The sequence below is a fragment of the Psychrobacillus sp. FSL H8-0484 genome, assembly GCF_038005325.1.
Lineage (GTDB): Bacteria > Bacillota > Bacilli > Bacillales_A > Planococcaceae > Psychrobacillus.
Window position 1 is genome coordinate 3270978 of sequence record NZ_JBBOSZ010000001.1, and the last position, 24329, is coordinate 3295306.

Below are 24329 nucleotides of genomic sequence, written 5' to 3' on the forward strand. Positions count from 1 at the left end.
TGGGTTGCGAATTTGAGTTCTGTACTTCAAAACCGAACCTTCTTTTCATATATAATAAGTGATTCAATCTTGAATATGCGCAATATATCTCCAACGAATTAAGTAAAAATAGGACACTTGAATAACGGTAAATGCAAGTAATACAAGTAACATTTCCATTGCAATAGAAACAGCCGCTAGATCTACCCAAAATGCCTGAAGGAATAGAAATGAAAATGTACTATGCACCATTGCAAGTCCCCAAGGTAAAAAGAATTGTGGTATTAACTGCCCATTCACGATTTTTACAAGTTCTTGTTCAGTAACACCCATTCGACGCAAAACATCGTACTGTTTTTTATCCCGTTCTAAATCTGTGTACAACTTAAAATAAACGAAGCTTCCCGCTGCAAGTAAAAGTACCGCTGCTACAAGCAAGCCAGTAAACAATAACAAAGAAAATGTAGCCCGAATAATCGAAAAGTTTAATCCCGGATTAACAAAGTAAAACGAATTAGGATTTATCCCCGAAGCCCCTAAAGTCTCGTTCATAATTTTATCTAAATCTGTCCCCACATCTTTTGTTCGCAGCCATTCTGGAACATGAAATGCATAAAACGTCGTACTAGACTCTTTTATTCCAAACCCAAGTAATGGCTCGGTTATTAAGTTAAAATCGTCATCGTTAATAATAATTGCTCTTTTTTCTATTGCAAGGGATGGGAAGATTAAATGATTGTATACCCCTTGGATTCGAATTGGTACACTGCTCTCCTCTAGAACAGTTTGTTCCTCCTCTTGACGGATACTTCCAAAATCCTCTTGTGTGTTTGGAACTAATAGAGCTTCTCCCTCTCGCAAATCTATTAACGGAATTTTTAATGCGACAGCTAGACTATTTACTTCCGACTCTTTTATTAAGTTGACTTGTTCATGTGAATTAGAGGAAGTTTGTTTTTTAACATTAAATTTGACTAACTCATAAGACAAGCCTTCATTTTGAAGTTCCTGAGATAGTTTCATAATATGTTCGTCTTCAAATGGATTATCCCAATCGCTAGAATAAAAAATACTTACTGGATTTAGTTCTCGGTATTGTGCTGTAAATGAAGTGAAGGAGGTTACAATTCCAACTGACAAAAACGCAATCGTCGATACGATAGTAACAACGAAAAACATCCGTGCATTTTCTTTAATTTTTATCGAGCCTTCCGCAAATGCGATTAATCTATAGGAGTGCCAATACAGACTTTTTCTTTTTCGAACAATATGCAGTAAATACAAAATACTATCTGTATAAAAGAAATAAGTTCCAACAAAAGCTAATATAACAATTAGAAAACTAAGAAATACATTCATGTGAAAAACAGAGAAAATAACTAAACTATATGCAGCAAAAAGTAGGAAAAATCCTAACAAAGCCTTCCACTTTTTAAAGGATTGTTCATTATGTTTACCAAATCCCTTTAATAGATGAATAATCTCTTTTTTGCGTATGAAAACCACGCTACTTATGGAAATAATGATGAATAGCGACAAAAAAACAAGAATAGTTAAAGCAAATGGCTTCCAAGATACGTACAGAGGGAGACTATCCAATAAAAACAATTCTCGGATAACCATAAAGAAAAATTTAGAAAAAGAATAGCCAAAGAAAATTCCTACTGTAATCGAGATAAAGCCTAGTATCATTGTTTCTAGAAAAATTAAGCGATTAAGCTGTTGCTTTTCCATCCCTAAATTTAGAAGTATTCCAAATTCATGCGATCTAGCCTGTAAAAAAGCACTCATCGAATAAAACAAAAAGAACAATGTAAAAATGATGAGTATTATTTCAGCTATTAGCATTCCACCAAACGCAATATCTCGTAAAAACTGGTCTTCAATATTTGGATGAAACATTAACATGGAATAAACGAAAAACACCATTACCGAAAAAATACTCGCCATAAAAAACGCTGCATATACGCGACTATTTCGAATTACATTATGATAAGCGAATTGTCGAAAGGTCATTTACGTTTCCACCTAGTAAAGACAGTACATTTAATATCCGTTGAAAAAATGTTTGTCTTCTATCATCTTTATAAATTTCATTAAAATATTCCCCGTCCTTTATAAAAAGAACTCGGTCACAATAGCTAGCTGCAATGGGATCATGGGTCACCATAATGATCGTTGTTTGACTTTCCTTATTCACCTGGGAAAGAATTTCTAATACATCTCTTGCTGCTTTTGAATCTAAATTTCCTGTTGGCTCATCTGCAAGTATAATGGAAGGCTTATGAATCAATGCACGGCCAATTGCAGTACGTTGGGCTTGTCCACCTGAAATTTCGGAAGGTCTTTTTTCTAATATGGGAAGTAAGTCGAGTCTCTCTGCGATTTCTCTCACCCTTTGCTTCATCACATCTACAGACTGCCCGTCTAAGGTCAATGGCAATACCATATTTTCTTCTACAGTTAGTGCGGGAAGCAAATTAAAATCTTGAAAGACAAATCCAAGCTGTCTTCTTCTAAATAAAGACAAATCATTATTTGCTAGTTCTAATGGATTGAAGCCATTTAACATTATACATCCGGAAGTTGGTCGGTCAATCGTTGAAATAATATTAAGTAACGTTGTTTTTCCACTTCCCGAAGGTCCCATTATTGCGAGAAATTCTCCCTTTTCTACTTCAAAACTGAGTTGGTTAATTGCAAGGTGTGCTACTTTTCCTTCATAAACTTTTGTGACATCTTCAAGTGCTAGTATTGGCATCTAACTCACCTCGTTCTATCATTTCTTCTTTTTTAAATAGGATGGAGACGGTTGTCCCTTGTCCCAATGACGATCTAATTCTCAGTTCATGTCCTAGACGTTTACAAATCTCTTGTGCTAAATACAAACCCATTCCAGTAGATTCACCATTTTTCCTACCATTTTCTCCTGTAAAAAATGCTTTTGTTACTCTTTTAATATCCGAAGCAGGAATCCCAATTCCCTCATCTCTTACTGAAAAAATTACCTGATTCTCCTCTATAGACGATTCAAAATACACTTTTTTATTTTCCTCAAACGTATACTTAACCGCGTTTGTTAAAAACTGAGCTATAACAAAACGTAGCCATTTCGTATCTGAGGTAATAATACAGTCTTCCACCATTGAAATAACTGGAAACACATGATGGCCAATAAATAAGCGTTTATTTTCTGTTACAACTTGTGAAACAAGTTGTTTTAAGTCAATTTGTTCTATTTGCATATCTTCTTCGAAAGTGTCTAGTCTTGCATTCATTAGAACGGCCTCTAACCCTCTCTTGAGTCGATCCATTTCTTCTGCCACACTATTAGAATCCACTTGGTCATTGGCTTGTGTCATTAGTTCAATTACCGAAATAGGTGTTTTCATCTGATGAACCCAACTATTCATAAATTGCAAATGCCTATTTTGTCTTGCATATAAAAGCTGTACTTCTTTTTGATATAAACGATATATATGCTGCAAGTATGAATCTACTTGTTTAATTTCTGGTGAATGCGCCCCACGTTGCAGAACAACTTCTATTTTAGTCGGTACCGAAAGGATCTTCTTATAGAAAGCATATTTTTTCACAAATAATGCTCCTAAAAAGGTTAATGTTAATATGCTACTAATAACTACCGAATAGATCGCTGTATCTAGATTTCGAAGTCCATCTAACCAATATATAAGCATGACGAATGCCACTAATAAAAATTGAAAAACTAAAAAGATTAAATGCTCTCGTATAAATAATCGAAACATATTAAGCTTCCTCCGAGCTTAGGATTAATCGATAACCTGCTCCTCGAACAGTTTCAATCGTAGATACAACATCATAATCAGCTAGTTTTTTTCTAACTCTTGTCATATTGACATTCAATGTATTTTCATCAACAAATGACTGATCGTCCCAAAGCTCTTCTAATAATTGTTCTCTAGTCACTAGCTTTGGATAACTTCTTAAAAGTAATTCTAAAATGGTACATTCTTTCTTTTGTAAAGGAATTTCTACTTTCGCAACATGTAACTCCATTCGCTCCAAAAAGACCTGTAACTTGCCTACTTTTACGACACGTTCTTCTTGCTTCACCGCATATTCGCCATAAGTTCTTCTTAAATGGCTCCTTATTTTTGCTAGGACGATTTCGTAGTGAAAAGGCTTCGTAATAAAATCATCTCCACCATTTTCTAGTGCAAACACTTGATCCATTTCTCCTGATCTTGCCGAAACAAAAATAATGGGACAAGTTGTCAACTGGCGAAGCTGACGACACCAATAATATCCATCATAGGATGGCAAATTCACATCTAATAAAACAATATGAGGGTCAAAAGCTGTAAACTCCTCGGTTATTTGATCAAAGTCTTCTATAGTATGCACTTCATAGTGGTATTTTCTTAAAGTATCTGCAAGCAGAGATGCAATTTTCCGATCATCTTCTACTACTAACACACGATGCGTCGTCACTAAAATCCTCCTCCTAAAATTTCTCTCTCCTTATCATAACAAAAAAGAGATCGACATACGTCAGACTCCTTGTCCATCTTAATAAATATGTTGAACTAGTTTTTCTTTTGTTAGTACAACTGATGATTCTTAATTAGGTTTACAAATGTGTCTGTAAATATTTGATGTAGTTTTAACCTAAAATATAATTACTATACAAATAGACTACTTAAATCTAACAAACCAAATCTCTTAATTCTAGCTGTGCCACAAAAATACCTATCACAATATACTATTAAAAGGTGAGTTAATTTCATAAATAGTACTTTGTCATTAAAATACGAACATTTATCACTTTGTTGATGGAAGCGGCAGGCGGAGTTTCCTTTAGTATTGTTCGTGTTTTTTTATGTAAATTGGAATGATGAAATTGATTCAGGTAATAATAAAAAGAGACCGACATATGTCAGTCTCTTCGTCCATCTTAGTAAATAAGTTGTACTAATTCTTCTTTTGTAATACCACCGAAGTACTTAGGTACATCTACGGATTCCAGAGCTTCTTCAATTGCTTGTTTGCTATATGGCTTGCCAGTCAGAAGTCGCTCTACTTCTTCCATTTCACCGACACCAAAGAAATCTCCAAAGATTTTTACTTCTTCCATGATACCTTTGTTTACTTCTAATCGAACATCTACGCCTCCTGAAGGGAAACGGTGTGTATGCTTCATGTTAAATTTGGGTGATTTTCCATAGTTCCAATCCCATTGCTGGTAGCGTTGTTCTGAAAGCTTGTGGATATTTTCCCAATCCTCTTCTGTCAGCTCCCAATATTGAATATTTTCTGCTCCACCAAATATAGATGAAAGAATTTCTGACCGGAATTGTTCAATCGTCATTGGCTCTTTCAATAGTTCTGCAACATTTGCCACACGACTACGGATCGATTTGATTCCTTTTGATTCAATTTTCTCTTTACTCACTTTTAAAGCAGATACGACTGCATCGATTTCTGTATTAAACATCAATGTCCCGTGACTAAACATTCTACCACGAGTAGAGAATTGTGCATTTCCAGAGATTTTTTTACCTTCTGCTAAAATGTCATTTCTTCCAGAAAGTTCAGCATTCACGCCCATTTTCCCAAGTGCATCTACAACTGGTTGTGTGAACTTTTTAAAATTACGGAAGCTATCCCCATCATCTTTTGTTAAAAAGCTGAAATTTAGGTTTCCTAAGTCATGATATACAGCTCCACCACCAGAAAGTCTGCGAACTGGAATAATACCGTTTTTCTCTACAAAATCTGTATTAATTTCTTCTACAGTATTTTGGTTTCTTCCAATAATAATGGAAGGCTGATTTATGTAAAACAAAAGAAAAGAGTCTTTTTCAACGTCCATTGTATTTAACGCATACTCTTCAATTGCTAGGTTAATTCGTGGATCTGTTATTCCTTTATTATCAATAAAATACATCGTCATCTCTCCTTTAAACCTATTTTAACAAAAAATTTAAGTATATGTTGACAAATTGAATTGTGTTATATTACAATTGATAAAACTTAAACAGTTATATAACAGATGGAGGTGGAACAACTATGTTAGAAAACGTAATTGAATTTTTCCGAAACCTACCTAAAAAGAAATGTGCTACATGTGGTGAAACAATTGAAGAGCAACATGAGTGCTATGGAAACCAATGTGACAAATGCAACACCCTTTAAAAAATATAAAATGGCCAACTAGATACTTCTCCTTCTAGTTGGCCTTCTTTTTGTTTTATTTGCTACTTATATTCTGTCTTCAAAGAAAAAGGGTCTGTCCAATAAGCCCATAAATTGAAGTAGGTGTAGAAAAACGAGTCTTTTTCTACACCTGTTTTTTTTATACTTTTTATTAAACTACTATTTTTTGTAGGCAATTGATTATAGTGGAAGACGGCGACTCCAACGGGAATAGCAAATGTTTTGTGCACCGAAAGCGAAACGGCAGGTGCATGAGCTGAAGGCCCCGCAGGAGCGAACAAAGGAACAAAGGAACAAAGGCTAAGAACGCCACCTCCAATGGAAGGCAATCTAAGTTCGCCGCGTCCTGCTCCTGCGCAAAGCTCGTCGCAAAAATTCTCTGCTCCTGCGCAAAAGAACTTTTGCGGCAACGATTGCATGACCCACATCCTGTGGGCCTCAACGCCTTTGTGACCAACATCATGTTGGCCTGAGAAGACTGAAGCCATGTCCGCGGAAAGCGTCCGTCTGGAACGGAAATCAATACATTGGAAAAGGGACCATCTCTCAGTCACTAGATGACTTTAGAGACGGCCCCCTTGATTTTTATGCTTCTGTTGTTTGTTTGGAGTGACGCTTTTTAAATACTAACAGGAAGTAACCTAATGTTAATAAAAGGAACGTCATCATAAAGCCAATCAATATTCCATTGCTATGCAAGAATTGCCCCATATCTCCAGTTGAAATAGAAGCTTTAAAGCTTTGAACGGAGTATGTCATCGGCAATATTTTGTTAAAGAATTGCAATGGTTGTGGAATCATTTCTAACGGGAATGTTCCAGCACTTGTTGTTAATTGAAGAATTAGTACAACGATTGCCACGAATCGTCCTGCATCTCCTAAGACTGAAACGAAAAATTGTATTAATGCTAAGAATGTAAAGCTTGTAATAAACGTAGATAGGATAAATAACCCTACACTTTGCGTTTCAACTTTCAATGCAAACAATGCAATCATTACAACTAAAATTGACTGTATAGACCCTGCTACAGCAAGAACAGTTACTTTACTTGTAAACCATGAAACTCCACTTGTTGGTTTAATTACTGGTTGTACAAATGGGAAGACAATTGAAATCATTAAAGCTCCTACAAATAAGCCAAGTGATAAGAAATAAGGAGTAAATCCTGTACCATAGTTCGGAACTTTGTTCACTTGCTCCACTTCTACATCTACTGGAGAAGCTACCATATCGTAAGTTTCATCTGTAGCAGAAACTTCACTAGACTGCTCACTTGCATCTTTCAAGCTAGATTGCAATGTTCCCGATCCATCTACTAGCTGTTTTGTACCTTCAGCCAATTCGCTAGATCCTGCTGCTAACTCTCCAGATTTTTCTGCTAGTGTACTTGTACCATCTTTCAACTGAGTCGATCCAGATGCTAATTGATTCAATCCATCCACTAAACTAGAAGAACCAGCATAAGCTTGTTTAATTCCAGCATTAAATTCGTTCATTTTTACTGCTAATGTATTTGAACCCTCCATTAGACTAGAAGAACCTTCCACTAATTTAGCGGATGATTCATTTAATTTTGCAACGCCTTGTTGTGCTTCTGAATACTTAGCGTTAAGTTGAGCTGCTCCATCACTCACTTGAGTTGTACCAGTAGATAGGGCTGCCGTTCCACCAGATAGCTTTTCTAAACCAGCTGATACAGTGGAACTCCCTGTTTCTAATTGTTTCAATGTTTCTTTAATAGCGGCTGCTTGTTCAGCAGGTAAAGATGCCGTTAGCTGTGCTAGTTGTTCTGAAAGTGCCGTTATTCCAGCAGTTACGCCTGCAGATCCTTGCGATAACTGATTTGCACTGTCATTTAATGTAGCAGAACTACTTTGTAGCTTAGCTAATGAGTCGACTAGTGCTTTTTCTTTTTCTCCAAGTAACTGGTAGCTTTCATTTAATTGTGCCACACCAGCCGTATATTCTTTAATCCCACTATTTAACGTTTCTGCTCCTGTTGCAGATTTACTAACCCCATCTGTTAGTTGCGTTGAACCATCAGAAAGTGAAGATAGTCCACTCTTTAAATCCGATGAACCACTTGCTGCTGATTGTATACCGTCAGATACTGTTTTAGTTCCATCTTGAAGTTCAATTGTACTACTCGCTAATTGCTCCAAATATTCTTTTAAATCTGCTGCTCCGTCATTAGCCTTAGATACTCCATCTGTTAACTGACCGGCACCGTCTGCTGCTTCTGCAAAACCATCACCTAATTTAGTAATAGATTCGAATAATATCTCTGCATAAGTAGAAGTAACTTGTTCGTTCACTTGTGCACTAATACGATCCATCGCACTTTCACCGATTTGAGAGGACAAAAAGTTGTATCCTTCATTTGGCTTATACGTAAGAACCATTTTTTGAGGATTATCATCTAAAAGGGTTGTTGCATTTTGAGAGAAGTTCTTTGGAATCTCGATTAATAAATAATAATCTTCATCTAATAACCCTTTTTCAGCTTCTTCCTTTGTAACCGATATAAAATTAAATTGCTCACTTTCTATTAAGTTATTTGTTAACTCTTCCCCTATTAAAACCTCCGTTCCACTAACCTCTACACCTTCATCCGAGTTCAGAACTGCTACCGGTAAATCTTTTAAATTAGCATATGGATCCCAAAAAGCCCATAAGAACATCCCAGCATACATAACAGGGATAAATAACACAGCTATGAAGGGGATTAATAATTTTCGATTTGTAAAAATACTTTTCCACTCTGATTTTATCATTTTATATCCTCCAGTACTATTTGACCACTTTATTCATCTGGTCATTTAAATTCAAAAAAAGGAGTCTCAGATGATGAGACTACGAAAAATGGTATCTTGAAAAAAGTTAGCTATTTCTTTTTCGGATAATGATTGCTTGTGTGTTGAGTTCCAATCATTAACGAAGGCAATATACGCCTTTAACAGTAAGTATGCAACAAGTTCACTATTAACTTGTCGAATTTCACCTTTATCAATATACTTATCTATTTTTTCTTTTACAAAAGAGACAATCGCTTGTTCCACTTGACCTATCACTTGTTTGACAGTTGGTGTTTTCCACTCTTGTTCTTCATCAATTATTTTTGCAAACAACTGATGTGTTTCTCGGAACTCTAACATTTTCATCACTGCAGCATGAGCATTTTCTTGAAATGAAACATCCTCTTTAATAACATTTACTGCTTCTTGTTTCATTTCTGCGATCATTCGAAGGACGATTTCCTGAAACAGAACTTCCTTGTTTTCAAAAAATGTATAAATCGTTCCTTTTCCGACATTTGCAATTTTAGCTATTTGCTCCATCGTTGTAGCTTTATATCCAAAAAGCGAGAAAGACCTTGTTGCAGCTAACAGTATTTCCTGCTTACGATCCATTTGTTTTCCCTCCTAAAAAAAAAAATGACCAGAAAACCGATACGGTCAACTAGTCATTATAATACACCTAGACTATTTATTTTGCAAGTTTTTAGTGATGACCTTCACTCATCGAATTATCACTCTCATCTAGGATGACCTTACTCATATCAGGACTTCCAACTTTTAACTCTTGTTTTGGCATCACATGAAGTCCTCTAGCAGTAGTATGGGCAAACATATAATATACTCCATCGTGATCGAAAGCATAGTTTGCTTCATATACTCCATCTTCGGTTAAATTAGCATCTATCTTCGTTCCTTCATCACGCTTACCTGATTCCCACACTTCGAATTCTACTGAATCTGCATCATCGACAGCCTGGTCTCCTTGTGTTACTTTTGCGGATAATGTAACTTCACCAACTGGTAACTCTTCTGCGGTTTGAATTTCTACAACAACTTCCTCAAGCGTCCCTTCATTATGATTTGTATGGGTTGCTTCTTCCTCTTGACATCCTACTAGTGTCATTGTTGCTAATGCAAGTGCTACTATTGTCTTTTTCATTCTAATGTATCCTCCCAAATTGGTAATGTAATATGGACTGTTGTTCCTTTTCCCACTTCACTTGTAAAGGCGAGTCTACCCTTCTGTACATCTATCAGCTGAGATGCAATAGAGAGACCAAGCCCAGTTCCACCGTCCGAACGACTCCTTGCTTTATTCACTCGGTAAAAACGTTCTGTAATATGCGGCAAATATTCTTCTTCAATCCCGCATCCTTCATCCGTAATATGAATGGTAGTTTCTGTTTGTGTTGTTTTATTTGCAATTAATATGTTAGACGCCTTTGGAGAATACCGGATTGCATTTTCTAATATATTTATAAATATCTGCTTTACTCTAAGTTCGTCAGCAGATAGAATCGTTTCTTCATCTACTTTAACAGTAAAAGCAATTCCTTTTTCATCTGCAACTGGCTTAACCAGCTGTAGCACTTCACGGATAGTTTCCGATAACACGAGTGGTGCAATTTCTACGTCTTCGATATTCTCTGATCTTGCAACTTGGAGCAAGTCATCCGTTAGTTTTTGCATTCGATTTGCTTCTCGAACAATAAGCGAATAAATTTCGGCCTTTTTCTCTTCCGTTACAAGTTGCTGCTCAAATGCCTCCCCGTATCCTTTTATATAACTGATGGGTGTTCGAAGCTCATGAGAAACAATAGATAAGAAGTCTCGTTTTTTTTCATCCTCTTGTTGAATGGACTTTGCCATTTGGTTAAAGGTTTTTGCAAGCTCTCCGATTTCGTCCGAAGACTCCACGTTTACACGCGTATCATACTTCCCTGCAGCCATAGAGATGGCTGCTTCTTTTAATTTTGCTAACGGAGTCAACACTCTTTCTAAGCTTTTTAAGCTAATAAAAGCCATTACAATCAACAAGAAGGACACGATTAGTATTAAAAACAATGCATCTCGAGAAGCCATTTCCGTCATTTTAGTTAAGGGTACATACAAATAAATAATTCCTTCTAAACGATTCTCATCAACAAGCGGATAAATAACCGACACCACTTCTCGGTCAAACCTGTTTTCATATCCCCGCTTCGTTACCGCGTTTCCATCAATTAATTGCGCTCGTTCCTCTGCTCCAATTAACGATTCATAGTCTATATCAAAAGGTAAACAAGCACTTAGTTCTCTCGGATTTCGAACGGTAAATACTTCCACATCTGAAAAGCGATTATAATCCTCTGATTGTTTAATAAAATCATTCGTGACAACCCCACCATTATATGTACGCTGTAGATTTTCTGCAATTTCCATCATGGAAGCTTCCGTATCTTGTACATAAAGTTCTTCATACAAAAAATCTGTAAAGATCACTATGAAAACAATTGTCGTCGTTATAAATACTAGAAGCAACGTCCAAATTTTTACGGAAAGCTTCTTCATTTCCTTGCCTCAAAACGATAGCCAATGCCCCAAACAGTTTCAATATATTTGCCAGCTATTGGCCCAAGCTTTAATCGAAGCGTCTTAATATGTGTATCTACTGTGCGAGTTCCACCTTCGTAATCTAACCCCCATAGTCGTTCAAGCAGTTGTTCCCTTGAAAAAACCTTGCCTTCATAACTCATAAACAAATGAATAAGTTCATACTCCTTTAATGTTAGGGAAAGCCTCTTTCCACCTACTGTAATTTGTCTGGCAGTTGGATCATTTACTATAATTCCTTTTGTAAGAGTCTCATTCTCCGTCATAGCACCTAGTCTTCTAAAGATAGCATCCATCCTAGCAGTTAACTCTATTGCCGTAAAAGGCTTACTAACATAGTCATCTCCACCAAGCATTAAACCTTTCACTAAATCTGTTTTTGCGTCTAAAGCTGTTAAAAATATAATTGGAACGGAAGAGAATTTCCTCATTTCTTCGCAGACTTCAAATCCATTTTTCCCGGGCATCATAACATCTAGAATTACTAAGTCCACATTCGTAGTGCGGACAATCTCAAGAGCAATCTCTCCATTTTCAGCCTGCAAGACTTCAAAACCAGATTTAAGCAAATGTAACTCAACTAGTTGTCGCATATCTCGTTCATCATCTACTACTAAAATTGTTTTCAATTGCTTGCCTCCCTTACAATTAGCTGAAATGGACCTTTGCCCACTTGTACTTTATTCGTTACTTTCCCAGATTCAATAAAGTAAATTACCTGATCATCGTAACCTGCTAAAACAACGCTATTTTCAAATGCTACTATGGAAAATGGATTTGCTCCTACTTTTATAGAAGAAAGTATTTCTCCTTTTTTAGAAATTTCATAAACCGAACTGTTCCCATGACTGACTGCAAAAATACTTCCATTCAAAGCTTTCACCATATTAATGGGCATTATTGGGGCTTCCACTTCTCCTATTTGTTCTCCGGTTTCAAGGTTGAATCGACTAATTACTCGATTAGGACTGCTTCCAGCTCCGTGACCTCCTAGCCACAATTCACTATCATTTATTAGAAGCCCATGGGAGGAACTTGGAATTCCCCATTCTGCTACCTCTGTTAAATCTAGCGAAAAGACAGAAAGAATCTCATCTTTAAAATTAACTACATACAATTTTTCCCCATCAGAGATCATCGACATTGGATAATTACCTGCAGGTGATTCTGCTAGTTTTTTTCCGTTTTTATTAAAAAGAGTTACCGAATTTTCTTTTCCATTTGCTATATAAATATTTTCATTATAAGCATACGCATACGTGGTTCCTTCTTCTACCTTTAGTGTAGCAATACTCTTTCCGGTGGATAGCTGAATAAGATTTGCTTCCTCTAGCGTATATCCGTATACAAGTAAAAGATCATTTGTCACTAAAGTAAACCCTGTATAAGCTGCATCCAGTTCCCAAGTTTGTATAATTTTTTGCTCTGTCGAGATAAAATCAATCGTTCTGTCCACTGTGTTCAAACTTGCAACAAAAGGAATGGATGGATCAATTGATTCAAAGGAAGTTTGCTCACATCCTCCAAGTAAAAATAGGAGTAACATCACTTTTAGCTTTCCCAACAATCCACCTCCTAGAGCTCCATTTTACTGGAAAAATGTGAAAAAAGTTTGAAGACATAATAAAACTGAAATCTTCTGGCATGATGAAAATGTTATCAGAAAAGAATACTTTCTATAAAAAAAGTTGCTCCAAAAGCCAAAGTGAATGAACTTTTAGAGCAACTATTTATCATCATAATTTCAAATCTTTTAATACAGCCTGCATTGCTGCAATACCCTAATCAATACAATCTGACAAGCCTGTTCCCTCGTAGGAAGAGCCGGCAAGTTGGAACTTTCTAGCTAGAATTCGATTAAGCACGCAAAAGTTTTAATACTACATCTGCCATGGCATCTATAAATTGGGGTTGATCGTTCGGCATTGCTGGGCGTACGTATGTAGCACCAATTTCGTCACAAACTACTTTACACTCATAGTCGTTATCGTAAAGAACTTCTAAATGCTCTGCTACGAAGCCAACTGGAGTATAAACGAATGTTGTGTAGCCTTTTTCTTTGTGTAATTCATGTGTTAAATCCTGTACATCTGGTCCAATCCAAGGTTCTGGAGTTTGTCCAGCACTTTGCCAGCCCACAGCATAATTTTTCACACCCGCCGCTTTTGCGATTAAATCAGCAGTTTCTTGTAACTGATCTGGATATGGATCTCCAAACTCTTTAATCTTTTCTGGAAGAGAGTGAGCGGATACTATTAAACAAGCTTTTTCACGCTGTTCTTCTGTCATTTCCGCAAATGCAGCGCTTACTTTTTCGCTCCAATATTGGATGAATTTTGGTTCATCGTACCAACTTTCTACAGAAGTAATTTTCAAATTACCTAGTTTTTCGGCTTCCTCTTGAATACGTCCGTTATACGATTTAATGGAGAATGTCGAGAAGTGTGGCGCTAATACCATAGAAACAGCTTCTGTAATGCCATCTTTATGCATTTCAGCAACAGCGTCCTCTAAGAACGGCTCGATATGTTTTAACCCAATGTACAGCTTAAAATCGATTTCATCTTGCACTTCATTCAAACGATCACAAAGACCTTGTGCTTGGTTTTTCGTAATTTTAGCAAGTGGAGAAATACCTCCGATTGCTTGATAACGACCCGTCAAATCTGCTAACTGTTCATCGCTTGGCTTACGACCATATCGAATATGCGTGTAATAGCGTTCAATATCGGCTTCTTCATAAGGTGTTCCATATGCCATTACTAATAAACCCATTGTTTTTTTCATCGTATTCACCTCAAAAAAATTTTAGTTAGATTTTGCTGCGATAAGTTCTTTACTATATTCATGTACAAAAGTTGTTAAACGTTTTAATGTATCTGGATTCACTTCTGGGAATACACCATGTCCAAGGTTAAAGATATGACCTGGTTGCGCTACCCCTTGCTCCAAAATTAGTTTTGCACGTTTTTCAATTTCTGCCCAATCTCCAATTAAATAAGATGGATCTAAGTTACCCATAAGTGGTTTTGTCAATCCTTTAGCTCGAGCTTCCTCGATGGATAAACGCCAGTCAATTCCGACTACATCAACAGGTAGGTCATGCCATTCCATTGCTAAATGACTAGCACCAACACCAAACGTAATTAGTGGTACCCCAGTTTCACGAAGCTCTGTGAAAATACGTGTCATTACTGGTTTAATGAAAATACGATAATCTGCTACGTTTAAAGCACCAACCCAAGAGTCGAAGATTTGAATTGCTTTCGCCCCTGCTTTTACTTGTGCTTTGATATAAACAATAATCATATCGGCAAGCTTGTCCATTAATGCTAACCATGCTTGTGGTTCAGAAACCATAAATGCTTTCGTTTTGTTATAGCTCTTTGAAGGACCTCCTTCAATCATATAACTTGCAAGTGTAAATGGAGCCCCTGCAAATCCGATTAAAGGAACATTTAATTGTTCCGTTGTGAGTAATTTAATTGTTTCTAATACAAATGGAACATCGTCTTCTGGAGATAAGTCTCCTAAGTTGGCTACATCTTGTACGGTACGGATTGGATTATCAATCACTGGACCAACACCCGATTTAATTTTTACATCAACCCCAATGCCAGGTAAAGGAGTAACAATGTCTTTGTATAGTATTGCCGCATCTACATTATAATTTTCAACAGGTAAGCGTGTTACATACGCACATAGTTCTGGCTCATGTGTAATTTGCTCTAAAGAATATTTTTCTTTTATTTTTCTGTACTCAGGTTGGGATCTTCCCGCTTGCCTCATGTACCATACTGGAGTATGCTCCACTTGTTCTCCACGCGCTGCACGAAGAAGTGTATCATTAAAAGTAGTCATTCAAAATTCCTGCCTTTCTTCTATTTAACCGTACTGTTTTCAAATATACGTTTCAACTATAGTCGTTCTTTTTCTTATTGTATAGTTATATACTGTAATTGTCATAAATTTGTTCTGTTTTCTAAATCTTAGTTAGACAATGCGTTTTTTAATTTGCATTTATGGGAAAAGTATAAGCATAAAACATAATTGGAGGTAATCGTATGAATTTTTATATGACATCTGGAACACCTGAATTTATGCAATCTATAAAAAAGAAGCATCCCCATGATCATATATTTATCTTACATGGAACAGGAAACTCCTTACTGATTCATGAAACAGATAACAAAACTGTTTTCCAAGTACCACGAAAGTATGAAATACTAGAATCACTAGGGCAAATTTCTGAAAAAGGTTATTTCGTCCTGCACCATATCCCGGTCTCCGAAGAAGGGAAACCCATTTTCGAATTTAAGTATACAAACTTATCTCCAACAATAGAAAACGAACCAGGATTTATCGCACTGCGCGTCTTAAAACAGATTAAATCAGACACATATATTATTTTAACGGAATGGTCTGGACCAAGCAGCTACGAAGTCTGGGCAAAAACAGTCACTCTGGACTTCACCAACGTTGCAGATAAACAAAAGCTCTTTACAAGCGCACCATACGTTTCGAACTATCATGCACAATCAGAAGAAGAAGCCTAAAGATACTGGCTTCTTTTTTTCTGTTATAATTGAGTGAAAAATTAAATAATGGGGGTTAACTTATGACTGGAAAGTTATTAGAAAAACTAGAGAGTTCTTTTGAAGACATGGTAGCAATTCGTCGTTATTTACATATGCATCCGGAAGTTTCTTTTCAAGAAACAAAGACTGCAAAATATATACAAGACTTCTATACAGATTTAGGAATTACTTTTCAAGCAAATGTAGGCGGAAATGGAGTTGTCGCAAGAGTTAAAGGTGATTTACCAGGCAAAACAGTAGCTCTACGTGCAGACTTTGATGCACTACCGATTCAAGACGAAAAGGATGTCTCTTACAAGTCTACAGTAGCTGGGGTTATGCATGCTTGTGGACATGATGGACATACTGCAGCACTACTAATTTTAGCTCGAACATTAAATGAAATGAAAGAACAGTTGTCAGGGGAATATGTATTTATTCATCAGCATGCCGAAGAATATGCGCCTGGTGGAGCTAAGCCAATGATTGAAGCAGGCTGTTTAGAAGGGGTAGACGTAATTTTCGGTACTCATTTATGGTCGCTAACTCCTCTTGGAACAATTGAATATAAATCTGGCCCAATCATGGCAGCCGCCGACCGATTTGAAATAACCATTCAAGGTAGAGGCGGCCACGGAGCTAATCCTCATCAAGCAAAGGATGCAATCGTCATCGCATCTCAATTAGTTGTAAACTTACAACAACTGGTTTCCAGAAGAGTCAACCCAACAGAAGCTGCTGTTTTATCTGTAGGTTCATTTGTAGCAGATAATGCTTTTAATATAATTGCAGATTCGGTGAAGCTTGCCGGAACTGTTCGAACTTTTAACGCAGAGGTTCGTGATTTAATGGAGCGTGAACTAAAGAGAGTGCTTGAAGGAACTTGTATGACAGCGGACTGTACGTATTCACTTAGTTACGATAGAGGATATCCACCTGTCCTTAACCATCAATCGGAAACGGAATTTTTAGAGACAGTTGCTAAAGAAATTCCTGGTGTAGAGAACGTACAAGAGTCCATTCTTCATATGATTGGAGAAGATTTTGGATATTATTTAGAGAACATTCCAGGAACATTTTTCTTTACTGGAGCAATGCCAGAAGGAGAAGTTTTCCCTCATCACAGTCCAATGTTCGACTTCGATGAACGCGCGATGCTCATTGCTGCGAAGACATTAGGTTCCGCCGCTATTAAATACCAAACAAATTAGAAAAATTATCCTTGAATCAATTTCATAAATCTAATTTACATAAAAAAACACGAACAATACTAAAGGAATATATATTTTACACGGAATAAAGTATAGTTGATTTCGGCTATAGGCGGACGCTTTCCGCGGGGTGAGCGATAAGCCATCACCGCCGCTACGCGTCGTTTGTGATGTCTTATCTGTCTCACTCATCCCGCTGGAGTCGCCGCCTGCCGCTTCAATCAACACAGCAGTAAATGTTCGTATTTTAATGACAAAGTACTATTTATGAAATTAACTCATACTTAAATAGGTTGTTGTTCTTAGAAGCATAACAAAAAGGCTGTCAAATACGACAGCCTTTTCTCTATTTTTTACTCATTCGTAGCGTTAGTTCGGATATAACAAATACGATTACTGGTACAAGTATCATGAGTAAAGTATATTCCCCTTTAATCAGTATTCCCAGTAAAACAAATAACGCTTGTACAACTTGAATGATGCGAAGTAACTTGTTTACTGCACTCTTTCTAGCTTCTGGATCAATCGGAAATAGTAAATCCATACGGAATTCATGCCCGGATAGTAGAGCATGTTTTATCTGTATAACTGTCGCAAACGCAAGTGCACCTGTAAAGATAATCGCAACGATTGAAAAAGGAATAAAAATAGCCCCTACAACAGATAAAAAGCTCAGTCTCACCCATAAGTAAAAATAATCGTTTGTACGAATGAATGTCCGCATTACTAAATACAGTTGTGTGTTCTTTTGTTCATATGGAGCTAGCTTATAAAAAGCATCTAACCATTTTCTTCTTTTCGTCATCCCTCGAATATGGGGAACATCCGTAAAATAGTTTGCGAATCGATAGAATCTCATCATACGAGACTGTTCAACCTCTATAAAATGATCGAACGGAAAGGGTACTTCCTTCTTTCTCTTTGCCCAAACACTCATATAAATTCCTTGTAAAATACCAATGATTATTAAAAATAAATAGCTAGCACTTAATAAGAAATATAAGGCCGCTATTAGTAATAGAAATCGGACAAAACGATCTGCCCATAACCCCCTACCACTAGATGCCCATCGATAATTAAACTCAGTTTGAATACTCCAATACTTCAACACTAAAACAATCAAAAAGAAATATATTATTTCATTCTTCGTAGCTCCCGCAACTTTCGTTAACAATGGAATGGAAACGATGAAAGCTGCAAGTGAAACAAAAATAGAAGAAAAATATGTCCATCTGAGAGCAAGCTTTAAATACTCCCCTAGCTTTGTTTCTAGTGGCAGAAAATAAACACTATCTGCATTTTTGAGCAAGGTGACCGGTGTGCTCATTGCTAGCAGTAAACTTAAAATGAAAGCCACCACAATAAAAGCGGGAAAATCCTTTGGAGCTGTATTCAGCCATTCACTATACGTATATCCTGCTGCACCAATCACAAAAACAAGGACAAGTGCTATATGCCCAGACACAATATATTTTAAGTACTTCTGCAGCTCATTTATATAATAAACAAAACGTTTACTCCATACTTCACGCAAATTGTTCATCTTGTTGTTCCTTCGTCATCTCAATATATAGGTCATCTAGCGTTGCATGTGGCATTTTAAAGGCTACTCGAAGATCATCCATTGTCCCTTGAGCACGAATTTTCCCGTTATGCAAAAGAAGGATGCGATCACAATATCTTTCCGCGGTTGATAAAATATGTGTGGACATTAGGACTGATGCCCCTTCGTCCTTCCTCGCTTTCATCTGATCAAGTAGCGATTGTATTCCTAGTGGATCTAACCCAACAAAGGGCTCATCAATTATATATAAGGAAGGACTCACTAAAAATGCACACATAATCATTACTTTTTGACGCATTCCCTTAGAGAAATGTGCAGGGAACCAATTCAACCTTTTTTCCATACGAAACTCCTTTAAAAGAGCTTCTTTTCTAGCTTCAAAAACCGATTCCTCTAAATTATATGCCATTGCAGTAAGCTGTAAATGCTCTTTTAACGTTAACTCATCATACAAAACAGGTGTTTCTGGTATATAGGAAAAAGAAGAGCGATAAAGTGCTGGGTCATCTTTCAACGTTTTCCCGTTGAGCAGAATTTCCCCTTTTACAGCATTCATTGTTCCAATCACATGTTTAATAGTTGTACTTTTCCCTGCTCCGTTCAACCCGATTAATCCAACGAGCTCACCTTTACCGATGGAAAAATTTAGATCGTGTAACACCGGCTTTCTTGTATATCCACCTGTTACATCTTTTACTTCTAATACAGTCATTCCTGCACCTCACTTCTTATCAATAAGTTTACCAAATCCTGTACGAAAAATCTTCTTTCAAACACATTCTACTTGGCATATTTGCATCCAGATTTTGAATTGTGAAGGTAATTTACTCCTTTCAAAGTCTGTGACATCCGCCGAAGGTTCTCACTTTAACAGCTTGCTTTGTAAACACTATAAAGTTAAACAAACCTGTCCCATTATATGATAAACTCTTCCTAACAATGAATAGGAGGTATTTATATGAGTGAGTGTATTTTTTGCAAAATAATTGACGGTTCCATTCCAAGTGCAAAGATTTATGAGGATGAGCATGTATACGCCTTTATGGACATTATGCCCCTAACAAAAGGCCACGCGCTGGTTATTCCAAAAAATCATAAAGAAAATGTGTACGACTTATCGGAAGAAGAAGCGAGCAATTTATTTAAAGTTGTTCCCAAAATTGCCACTGCATTAAAAGAAACATTCGGACCTGTAGGCATGAATCTATTAAATAATAATGGGGCACCTGCTGGGCAAAGTGTTTTTCATTTCCATTTACACTTTATCCCTCGCTATGATCAAACGGATGGCTTCCGTGCAACATGGAATACAAAAGAAAAATCATTTACACCTGCTATGATCCAAGACTTAGCGAAGGTTCTATCAGAAAAGATAAATCAATAACTATTGCTTTTATAGCTTTAAAGACTTACAATCATTTATAAGTTTCTTGCTAACGATCAAGAGGATACGTTAGAGGAATCCAAAACATTAGAGCTTAGAAAAGCTGAGGAGAGATGAGAATTGAATACAAAAAATTTAGTATTAATGTCCCTATTAATAGGGGTAGGAGCAGTACTTTATATTATTATCCCAGGTATTAATGGTGGGATGAAACCAGATTTTATGTTAACAATGATGTTTATCGGAATTTTATTATTCCCTAATGTAAAGAGTGTATTTTTACTAGGAATATCTACAGGTGTCATTTCTGGATTGTTTTCTACATTCCCTGGAGGATTTGTACCAAATGTGATTGATAAATCAGTCACAGCATTCGTTTTCTTTGGATTAGTACTGTTACTGAATAGATTTGCTAACAAAATCCCGGTTGCCGTAGCACTTACATGTGTAGGAACGCTTGTATCTGGAACAGTATTTTTATCAACTGCCATTTTTGTATTTGGAGCAGGTGAAGCATTCGGAGAGTTATTTACTTTAGTAGTTCTACCAGCAATTGCGATTAATGGTGTAGCATTCTTTATCATCTATCCAATCATTGGACAGCTCATTAAAAGATCGAAATTTGAGACAGCACTTACAGATTAAAAATTACTTGCTTTCCTTTTCGAAGGAAAGCTTTTTTTGTATAGAATAATATGTTTTAATAGGTGGAAGAAAAGGAATAATACATTTAAGTAAAGGAGTGAGTTATTTGAAAGTATCACAATTATTATATGGAATCGCGATAGGTGCACTTTCTGGGGCTACAGCTGTACTTCTGACTACACCGAAATCTGGTAATGATTTGCGGACATCCTTAAAGTCCACCTCATCAGAATATCGGGACAAGCTTTCAGATGTTAAAATTCACCTACAAGACCTCAAAGCGTCGATTAGTAACTTAGCGAAAGAATCGAAAGAAGTAATTCCTAGTACTGTTGAAGATATTAAAGCAAGTGTACAGCTTTGGAAAAGTGAAACTGATCCTCTTCAGCAACAGCTACAATCAGAAATTTCATCTCTACAAACAGCAATTGAGGAACTAGAACGGACGCTTCCAAAGAAAGTTACAACAGGTGAAGTCAATTAAAAAAGTATGCCTTTAATCTTTCCGATTAAGGCATACTTTTTTTTGAGAACATTATAATTTAAATAATATTTTCGAATATTTTATTTCAACTTATATACTTTGTTGCTATAATATTTGAAAGATTAGAATGCAGAAAGAGGGGTATCTATATGAATGATCAGTTTTATACAATGAAGGAAGCAATGCTCTATAGTCAGCGAATTGCACAAATTTCCAAGGCTCTTTGGAAAGCAGTAGAAAAAGATTGGCAAACTTGGATAAAACCTTATGATTTGAATATTAATGAACACCATATTTTATGGATTTCTTATCATTCGAAGGGAGCTACAATATCTGATGTTGCAAAGTTTGGTGTAATGCATGTTTCTACTGCATTCAATTTTTCTAAGAAATTAGAGGAACGAGGACTACTCTCCTTTTCCAAAAGAGAGACAGACAAACGTAACACTTATGTTGACGTAACTGACAAAGGTAAAGTATTACTGGAAGAAATGTATGAAAACTATCATGAAACACCCCATTTTGTCATTGAAGGTTCTCTTCCCATGAAAAATTTGTATGGAAAATTCCCAGAATTTTTGGATGTAATGTCCGTCATTCGTAATATATATGGCGACGACTTTATGGAAATTTTTGAACGCTCTATTAAAAATATCGATGAATCCTTTACCCCTAATGATTGAGTTTAGGTCAATGAAAGCGTTCTATTAATCTTAATAAATTATGTATTGCATTTTAGTAGTAAAAGTCGTATTGTATGTATCTGAAACAAATTCATCATTTTAAATAGGATGGAGATGCATACACTTTGCATTGCTGGAAAACAATTAATGTGAAAAAACAATATGGCTTAGAAAGGCTATTTCTCTTTTCCTTCATTTTAGTTATAACTGTTTTTTCTTTCGCATACGCTTTGCTAGGAATTATAAACGATTCCCAAAAATCCGATGATTATTTTTTGATTTTTATTCTCGCTTTTTTTAGCGTGTATCCAATTCATAAATTATTTCATTTCATCCCCCTTTTTCGCTATCGAGAGAAAGTAAAATTCGAAATTAAAAAGCAATTTAAATGTTTCCCTATTTTTTCCATAAGAGTTTTTGAACCGATCAATAAAAACAGATTTTTATTTTCTTTATTAGCGCCATTTATTTTTATTAATCCTACACTCATTATTGGAGCATTAGTTATACCTAATTTTGCTCATTATTTTACGATGTTATTTGCTTATCACTGCGGAATTTGTTTGATTGATTTAATATATGTAAAAAACTTAAGTAGATCGCCAAAGAGGGCATTAATTGAGGAAACGGACGCTGGATACGAAATTTTAATAGCTTCGACACATCCTTAGCAATATGTAACACTTGTAAGTTTCTGTCCTTCTTTGATATGCTTACTAGTATATGAAGGGAGTTTAGACATGATTATATTTACGTTAGTTCTATTCTCAGCATTTTATTTGCTACAAATTAACCGTATGACATACGCTTTAGTAATGTCAAAAGAAATTCCAGAAGAAAAACATCCGAAGATTTTTCGTACAATTAATATACTAATTACGATTCTTCTTGTGACCTTCTACGTTGAACTAGTTTATACAGTTTAAGAGAAAAAAATTGACCCAAATCAACTAAATGATTTAGGGTCATTTCTTTTTTTAGCACATACATGAGGAGAGGGACCAAGACCCAAAATTATCTGGACTTAGTCCTGGGCACGATTAGTAGATAAATGCTGCGCCAACAATGATCAATAGAATAAACAGAACTACAAGCAATGCAAATCCAGAACTGCTACTACCTTGGCTATATTGTCCACCCATTTAGAACACCTCCCTTTTCCATTTATCGTATGCACTATTTTGAACTTACGGTAGGCAAATGAAAGGGAACCATTTTTGTTTTTATTTCGTTTATGTTATAGTTACATCTGCAGCAAGTAGAAGTGAGGAGAGATTTTCATGAAAAAAACAGTATTGTCATTAACACTAGCAGCATCCGTTTTAGCTTTAGGAGCATGTAGCAATGATTCTGCGGACAGCAGTGAAGTGATTGCTACATCAAAGGTTGGAGACATCACGCAAAATGATTTGTATGAAGAAATGAAAGCATCTATTGGAGATCAAGCATTTCAACTTCTAATGATTGAAAAAGTTCTTGATTCTAAGTATGATGTGTCAAAAGAAGAAGTGGACGCTCAATTAAAAGCAGATAAAGAGCAATTTGGTGAAAGCTTCGAAGCAATGATCGCTCAACAAGGCTATACAGAAGAATCCTACAAAAAATATATAGAGCTTAATTTATTACAAGAAAAAGCTTTAATAGAAGATGTAGAAGTGAAAGAAGAAGACGTGAAAGCAGCATATGAAAATATTAAAAATGAGATTAATGCTCGTCACGTTTTAGTAGCAGATGAAGCAACAGCTAAAAAAGTGAAGACTGAGCTAGAATCTGGCAAAGACTTTGCAGAAGTTGCAAAAAAATATTCTACAGAACCAGCAGCTCAACAATCTGGTGGAGAACTAGGATGGTTTGGTAAAGGGAAAATGGTTCCAGAATTTGAAGAAGCTGCATTTGCATTAGAAAAAAATGTGATTAGTGAACCAGTAAAAACACAACATGGTTTTCATGTGATTGAAGTAACGGATAAACGTACGATTAAAGAATCATATGAAGATAAAAAAGCTGAGCTTGAAAAACAATTAAAGCTTGAAAAAGCTGATCCTTCTATCTTATTAACAAAAGTAGCGAAAATGATGAAAGACGCAGATATCAAGATTCAAGATGAAGACTTAAAAACTGCACTTGATCAATTTTTAGCTGCGGCTGAACCTCCTGCTGAAGGAGATAAAACAACTGAAGAAAAATCTTCTAAAGAAGGTAGCGAGAAGTAA

At 36.1% G+C, this 24329-nt stretch carries 27 protein-coding genes; 10 read left to right on the forward strand and 17 right to left on the reverse strand.

Annotation, left to right across the window (positions count from 1 at the left end):
* Nucleotides 1-63: 63 nt before the first annotated feature.
* The 5 genes from MHH81_RS16010 to MHH81_RS16030 form a co-directional block, all read right to left on the reverse strand.
* Entirely contained in the window at nt 64-1995 is a 1932-nt protein-coding gene (locus tag MHH81_RS16010; protein WP_340923030.1) for an ABC transporter permease, read from the reverse strand.
* A complete protein-coding gene (locus MHH81_RS16015) occupies nt 1967-2740 on the reverse strand; it encodes an ABC transporter ATP-binding protein (RefSeq protein ID WP_340923032.1) in 774 nt (257 codons plus the stop codon). The genes MHH81_RS16010 and MHH81_RS16015 overlap by 29 nt, the downstream gene beginning before the upstream one ends.
* Nucleotides 2721-3746 (reverse strand): sensor histidine kinase, encoded by a 1026-nt coding sequence (locus MHH81_RS16020; protein WP_340923034.1) that lies wholly within the window; start codon nt 3744-3746, stop codon nt 2721-2723. The genes MHH81_RS16015 and MHH81_RS16020 overlap by 20 nt, the downstream gene beginning before the upstream one ends.
* Nucleotide 3747: 1 nt before the next feature.
* Complete coding sequence (locus tag MHH81_RS16025) at nt 3748-4452, reverse strand: response regulator transcription factor (RefSeq protein ID WP_340923036.1); 705 nt, start codon at nt 4450-4452, stop codon at nt 3748-3750.
* Between the two features lie 463 nt (nt 4453-4915).
* Entirely contained in the window at nt 4916-5908 is a 993-nt protein-coding gene (locus MHH81_RS16030; protein ID WP_340923037.1) for a lipoate--protein ligase, read from the reverse strand.
* Between the two features lie 122 nt (nt 5909-6030).
* Here MHH81_RS16030 and yhfH point away from each other — a divergent pair, with 122 nt between their 5' ends.
* A complete protein-coding gene (gene yhfH / locus MHH81_RS16035) occupies nt 6031-6156 on the forward strand; it encodes a protein YhfH (protein ID WP_340923039.1) in 126 nt (41 codons plus the stop codon).
* A gap of 62 nt (nt 6157-6218) precedes the next feature.
* Here yhfH and MHH81_RS16040 read toward each other — a convergent pair whose 3' ends face one another.
* From MHH81_RS16040 to hemE, 9 genes are all read right to left on the reverse strand, one after another.
* Nucleotides 6219-6605, reverse strand: coding sequence for a hypothetical protein (locus MHH81_RS16040; RefSeq protein ID WP_340923042.1), 387 nt, complete (start codon nt 6603-6605; stop codon nt 6219-6221).
* 157 nt (nt 6606-6762) lie between these two features.
* Complete coding sequence (locus MHH81_RS16045) at nt 6763-8952, reverse strand: YhgE/Pip domain-containing protein (protein WP_340923045.1); 2190 nt, start codon at nt 8950-8952, stop codon at nt 6763-6765.
* A gap of 66 nt (nt 8953-9018) precedes the next feature.
* Nucleotides 9019-9588, reverse strand: a complete 570-nt coding sequence (locus tag MHH81_RS16050) for a TetR/AcrR family transcriptional regulator (protein WP_340923047.1) — start codon at nt 9586-9588, stop codon at nt 9019-9021.
* Nucleotides 9589-9679: 91 nt separating this feature from the next.
* Nucleotides 9680-10135 carry a FixH family protein gene (locus MHH81_RS16055; protein WP_340923048.1) on the reverse strand — a complete coding sequence of 152 codons (456 nt, stop codon included), beginning with the start codon at nt 10133-10135 and terminating at the stop codon, nt 9680-9682.
* Nucleotides 10132-11526: a sensor histidine kinase gene (locus tag MHH81_RS16060; protein ID WP_340923050.1), complete on the reverse strand. Its 1395-nt coding sequence runs from the start codon at nt 11524-11526 to the stop codon at nt 10132-10134. The genes MHH81_RS16055 and MHH81_RS16060 overlap by 4 nt, the downstream gene beginning before the upstream one ends.
* Nucleotides 11523-12188 carry a response regulator transcription factor gene (locus tag MHH81_RS16065; protein WP_340925289.1) on the reverse strand — a complete coding sequence of 222 codons (666 nt, stop codon included), beginning with the start codon at nt 12186-12188 and terminating at the stop codon, nt 11523-11525. Before MHH81_RS16065 ends, MHH81_RS16060 begins: the two co-directional genes overlap by 4 nt.
* Nucleotides 12189-12193: 5 nt before the next feature.
* The gene (locus MHH81_RS16070) at nt 12194-13132 is read right to left on the reverse strand and encodes a YncE family protein (protein WP_340923053.1); all 939 of its coding nucleotides are present in this window, start codon (nt 13130-13132) and stop codon (nt 12194-12196) included.
* A 293-nt stretch (nt 13133-13425) separates the two neighbouring features.
* The gene (gene hemH / locus MHH81_RS16075) at nt 13426-14355 is read right to left on the reverse strand and encodes a ferrochelatase (protein WP_340923056.1); all 930 of its coding nucleotides are present in this window, start codon (nt 14353-14355) and stop codon (nt 13426-13428) included.
* A gap of 21 nt (nt 14356-14376) precedes the next feature.
* Nucleotides 14377-15429 carry a uroporphyrinogen decarboxylase gene (gene hemE, locus MHH81_RS16080; RefSeq protein WP_340923058.1) on the reverse strand — a complete coding sequence of 351 codons (1053 nt, stop codon included), beginning with the start codon at nt 15427-15429 and terminating at the stop codon, nt 14377-14379.
* 203 nt (nt 15430-15632) lie between these two features.
* Here hemE and MHH81_RS16085 point away from each other — a divergent pair, with 203 nt between their 5' ends.
* Entirely contained in the window at nt 15633-16124 is a 492-nt protein-coding gene (locus tag MHH81_RS16085; protein ID WP_340923060.1) for an antibiotic biosynthesis monooxygenase family protein, read from the forward strand.
* Between the two features lie 62 nt (nt 16125-16186).
* On the forward strand, nt 16187-17356 hold the full coding sequence (locus MHH81_RS16090) for a M20 metallopeptidase family protein (RefSeq protein ID WP_340923062.1): 1170 nt from the start codon (nt 16187-16189) through the stop codon (nt 17354-17356).
* Nucleotides 17357-17702: 346 nt separating this feature from the next.
* On the opposite strand, the gene MHH81_RS16095 is transcribed toward MHH81_RS16090, so the two are convergent.
* Together MHH81_RS16095 and MHH81_RS16100 are read right to left on the reverse strand one after the other, a co-directional pair.
* Nucleotides 17703-18899 (reverse strand): ABC transporter permease, encoded by a 1197-nt coding sequence (locus tag MHH81_RS16095; RefSeq protein ID WP_340923064.1) that lies wholly within the window; start codon nt 18897-18899, stop codon nt 17703-17705.
* The gene (locus tag MHH81_RS16100) at nt 18883-19632 is read right to left on the reverse strand and encodes an ABC transporter ATP-binding protein (protein WP_340923067.1); all 750 of its coding nucleotides are present in this window, start codon (nt 19630-19632) and stop codon (nt 18883-18885) included. The genes MHH81_RS16095 and MHH81_RS16100 overlap by 17 nt, the downstream gene beginning before the upstream one ends.
* A 246-nt stretch (nt 19633-19878) precedes the next feature.
* Between MHH81_RS16100 and MHH81_RS16105 the strand changes: the two genes are divergently transcribed.
* From MHH81_RS16105 to MHH81_RS16130, 6 genes are all read left to right on the forward strand, one after another.
* Nucleotides 19879-20304, forward strand: a complete 426-nt coding sequence (locus tag MHH81_RS16105; protein WP_340923069.1) for an HIT family protein — start codon at nt 19879-19881, stop codon at nt 20302-20304.
* Nucleotides 20305-20424: 120 nt separating this feature from the next.
* Nucleotides 20425-20949 (forward strand): tryptophan transporter, encoded by a 525-nt coding sequence (locus tag MHH81_RS16110; protein ID WP_340923072.1) that lies wholly within the window; start codon nt 20425-20427, stop codon nt 20947-20949.
* Between the two features lie 106 nt (nt 20950-21055).
* A complete protein-coding gene (locus tag MHH81_RS16115; RefSeq protein ID WP_340923074.1) occupies nt 21056-21433 on the forward strand; it encodes a YtxH domain-containing protein in 378 nt (125 codons plus the stop codon).
* Between the two features lie 143 nt (nt 21434-21576).
* Nucleotides 21577-22116, forward strand: coding sequence for an HTH-type transcriptional regulator Hpr (locus MHH81_RS16120; RefSeq protein ID WP_340925291.1), 540 nt, complete (start codon nt 21577-21579; stop codon nt 22114-22116).
* A gap of 149 nt (nt 22117-22265) precedes the next feature.
* Nucleotides 22266-22787, forward strand: a complete 522-nt coding sequence (locus tag MHH81_RS16125) for a DUF3267 domain-containing protein (protein ID WP_340923076.1) — start codon at nt 22266-22268, stop codon at nt 22785-22787.
* Nucleotides 22788-22856: 69 nt separating this feature from the next.
* Nucleotides 22857-23042, forward strand: coding sequence for a hypothetical protein (locus MHH81_RS16130; RefSeq protein ID WP_340923078.1), 186 nt, complete (start codon nt 22857-22859; stop codon nt 23040-23042).
* Between the two features lie 114 nt (nt 23043-23156).
* On the opposite strand, the gene MHH81_RS16135 is transcribed toward MHH81_RS16130, so the two are convergent.
* Nucleotides 23157-23258: a YjcZ family sporulation protein gene (locus MHH81_RS16135; protein ID WP_340923080.1), complete on the reverse strand. Its 102-nt coding sequence runs from the start codon at nt 23256-23258 to the stop codon at nt 23157-23159.
* Nucleotides 23259-23396: 138 nt separating this feature from the next.
* On the opposite strand from MHH81_RS16135, the gene MHH81_RS16140 reads away from it, so the two are divergent.
* Complete coding sequence (locus MHH81_RS16140) at nt 23397-24329, forward strand: peptidylprolyl isomerase (RefSeq protein ID WP_340923083.1); 933 nt, start codon at nt 23397-23399, stop codon at nt 24327-24329.

Bases quoted from the DNA above. Each gene is read 5' to 3' on its own strand.
- MHH81_RS16090 (WP_340923062.1), top strand. From the start codon at position 16,187: ATGACTGGAAAGTTATTAGAAAAACTAGAGAGTTCTTTTGAAGACATG.
- MHH81_RS16105 (WP_340923069.1), top strand. From the start codon at position 19,879: ATGAGTGAGTGTATTTTTTGCAAAATAATTGACGGTTCCATTCCAAGT.
- MHH81_RS16135 (WP_340923080.1), bottom strand. From the start codon at position 23,258: ATGGGTGGACAATATAGCCAAGGTAGTAGCAGTTCTGGATTTGCATTG.
- MHH81_RS16140 (WP_340923083.1), top strand. From the start codon at position 23,397: ATGAAAAAAACAGTATTGTCATTAACACTAGCAGCATCCGTTTTAGCT.
- MHH81_RS16130 (WP_340923078.1), top strand. From the start codon at position 22,857: ATGATTATATTTACGTTAGTTCTATTCTCAGCATTTTATTTGCTACAA.
- hemH (WP_340923056.1), bottom strand. From the start codon at position 14,355: ATGAAAAAAACAATGGGTTTATTAGTAATGGCATATGGAACACCTTAT.
- yhfH (WP_340923039.1), top strand. From the start codon at position 6,031: ATGTTAGAAAACGTAATTGAATTTTTCCGAAACCTACCTAAAAAGAAA.
- MHH81_RS16085 (WP_340923060.1), top strand. From the start codon at position 15,633: ATGAATTTTTATATGACATCTGGAACACCTGAATTTATGCAATCTATA.
- MHH81_RS16015 (WP_340923032.1), bottom strand. From the start codon at position 2,740: ATGCCAATACTAGCACTTGAAGATGTCACAAAAGTTTATGAAGGAAAA.
- MHH81_RS16010 (WP_340923030.1), bottom strand. From the start codon at position 1,995: ATGACCTTTCGACAATTCGCTTATCATAATGTAATTCGAAATAGTCGC.
- MHH81_RS16095 (WP_340923064.1), bottom strand. From the start codon at position 18,899: ATGAACAATTTGCGTGAAGTATGGAGTAAACGTTTTGTTTATTATATA.
- MHH81_RS16060 (WP_340923050.1), bottom strand. From the start codon at position 11,526: ATGAAGAAGCTTTCCGTAAAAATTTGGACGTTGCTTCTAGTATTTATA.
- MHH81_RS16100 (WP_340923067.1), bottom strand. From the start codon at position 19,632: ATGACTGTATTAGAAGTAAAAGATGTAACAGGTGGATATACAAGAAAG.
- MHH81_RS16020 (WP_340923034.1), bottom strand. From the start codon at position 3,746: ATGTTTCGATTATTTATACGAGAGCATTTAATCTTTTTAGTTTTTCAA.
- MHH81_RS16050 (WP_340923047.1), bottom strand. From the start codon at position 9,588: ATGGATCGTAAGCAGGAAATACTGTTAGCTGCAACAAGGTCTTTCTCG.
- MHH81_RS16045 (WP_340923045.1), bottom strand. From the start codon at position 8,952: ATGATAAAATCAGAGTGGAAAAGTATTTTTACAAATCGAAAATTATTA.
- hemE (WP_340923058.1), bottom strand. From the start codon at position 15,429: ATGACTACTTTTAATGATACACTTCTTCGTGCAGCGCGTGGAGAACAA.
- MHH81_RS16040 (WP_340923042.1), bottom strand. From the start codon at position 6,605: ATGTGGGTCATGCAATCGTTGCCGCAAAAGTTCTTTTGCGCAGGAGCA.
- MHH81_RS16030 (WP_340923037.1), bottom strand. From the start codon at position 5,908: ATGTATTTTATTGATAATAAAGGAATAACAGATCCACGAATTAACCTA.
- MHH81_RS16055 (WP_340923048.1), bottom strand. From the start codon at position 10,135: ATGAAAAAGACAATAGTAGCACTTGCATTAGCAACAATGACACTAGTA.